Here is a 1958-nt window from a genome sequence, read left to right as displayed (position 1 = left end):
GCAGACTGGCGCTCAGGTAGTCGCTGAGCCGAGCGCCCGCCCCAAGCAATGCCTTCGTTCGCGCCATGTGACCACCCCTATTGAGATGGCGTTACTATAGCGCCAAATGGCTAAGCGAACAGTATTGGGTCAGGTCTTGAAATCCAACATTTCAGCATTTCGTTGCCATGCTCCAGGCTGCAAATGCTCCGTCTTGACCAGGCAACAATATGGCCGTTCATGTTCTGCTCCTTGCGAGCCCGCTTGGGGCGGTAGTGATGGGTACGTACCCTGTAGGCCACCATCAGACGGCATTGGCGCATCCAGCATGATTCGATGCTTCGTGGTGAAGCGAGGATTTCGTAGCGCGGACGCAAGGCGCGCAGGCGATCAAGCATGACTGTATAGCGCGCCGCGCACGCGACACCCGGGAAAAGCCCCCCGGGCCGCCGCGCTCTTGGGCTACCGTCTGGCGGACGCTCTTGGACGGAGTCGCATGGCATTTCTAAGCTCAAGCCATACCTGTCCGGAATGCCCCGGACGGGTGATCATCCGGGTTGCCGGGGAGGGTTCATCATGCTTCGCATCATGTTGCCGTTTGCCTGCGCCCTGGCGGTGGGTGCCTGTTCCAATGTCTCAAGCAATCGGATCGTATCCAGTTCGGTTGGACAACACGGGCTCGTCTACTACATGCCCAAGCGGGACTTCATCGTGACGATCGAGGTTGAAAAGCCCGACAAATCCATTGAGCGGATCAAGGCGATCACCCTCGATGTCACGGATGCGTATCCGGACTTGGAGCATGCTTTCGTCCTCAAGCACCACAACAGCGCGATCAACACACACACCAGTCACTACCGGGTCACCACCTCCGGATTGCTGGACGGCGCCGCCTCCTCGGATGTGAAGTCCAACTTCGGTGCTGCGGGCGATGCCCTGGGTGGGTTGATCGGGACAATCACTACCAAGACGGTCTCAGTAACAGATACCACCCCCAAGGCGCCATGCACCGCCGGCACCCACATCTTCACCGGCGAGCGCGAAGAGATCTCCAAGTTGGGTCCATGCGGTCTGACACTGACGATCACGCCGCTGGGCCATGAAGCTGACGACGCTCAAGCCATGGCTCAGAAGAATCTGGCGGTTGGATCAGCCGAAGGCATCTACTACCGGCAGGCGCTGCCCTATCGGATGCAGCTGAGCGGCGTCTTCGGCAATCAGCACGTAGACAAGGCACGCATCGTCTTCAACCCGACCGGCGCGCCCATCCAGTCCCTAGAAGTGGCCTCAGGCCTCTTCGCCGACAGTCAGTCAACGTGGAACTTCGACAACGGCTCGCCCAAGGAAAGCAAGGTGGTGACCAACGGCGAGGTGGTGGGCGTGCTGGTGCTGCCGGCCAAGGTGATCGGCGCCTACTTCAAGGCCGTCGGCGAGGTCTTCTCGGCATTCAGCGCAACCGACTCTGCTGAGGCTAAGGCGTTGGGGGCCAGGACCACCCTCGAAATGGCCAAACTGAAAAGCGAGGCATGCATCAAGGCCATTGAAGCCAAGGATGAAGACCTGATCAAGGATCTGGAGTGCAAGTAGCCGCATCCGTCCCCATGTAGGCTCGGGGGTCACAGGCTCCAGGCTCGGGGGTCAGGTCTTAGGCTCAGGGGTCAGGTCTCAATACTGTTCGCTTAGATGTTTTGCGCTATAGTGACGCCATCGTGATGGAGGCAAACGAATGGCGCGAACGAAGGCATTGCTTGGGGCGGGCGCTCGGCTCAGCGACTACCTGAGCGCCAGTCTGCTCGCTCGGGTTTATTCGGCAGACCAGATTCATCAAATTCTCGATGAACATGGCAGCAACAGTCAGCGTGTGCGCAGCTTCCCGGCGGTGGCCGGGGTTTACTACTGCATGGCGCTGAGCCTCTACCCCGAAGCGGCCTACGAGGAAGTGTTCGCAGTGATCTCTCAGGGTCTGGCCTGGGCGCGCT

2 protein-coding genes are annotated in these 1958 nt (G+C 59.7%); both read left to right on the top strand.

Features of this window, described 5'->3' with window-relative positions; genetic code table 11:
• Positions 1 to 555 precede the first annotated feature (555 nt).
• Positions 556 to 1566: a hypothetical protein gene (locus I8J34_RS23925; RefSeq protein ID WP_214364142.1), complete on the top strand. Its 1011-nt coding sequence runs from the start codon at positions 556 to 558 to the stop codon at positions 1564 to 1566.
• A 139-nt stretch (positions 1567 to 1705) separates the two neighbouring features.
• Positions 1706 to 1958 (top strand): transposase domain-containing protein (locus tag I8J34_RS23920; RefSeq protein WP_214364141.1); only part of this gene is annotated, 253 nt, incomplete at its 3' end.

The organism is Denitromonas iodatirespirans (assembly GCF_018524365.1).
GTDB lineage: Bacteria > Pseudomonadota > Gammaproteobacteria > Burkholderiales > Rhodocyclaceae > Nitrogeniibacter > Nitrogeniibacter iodatirespirans.
The sequence above is the reverse complement of the archived record's forward strand: the minus strand, read 5'-3'. Positions and strand labels throughout refer to the sequence as shown.

Excerpts from the sequence above, each read along its gene's own strand:
- I8J34_RS23925 (WP_214364142.1), top strand. The coding sequence starts at position 556 with ATGCTTCGCATCATGTTGCCGTTTGCCTGCGCCCTGGCGGTGGGTGCC.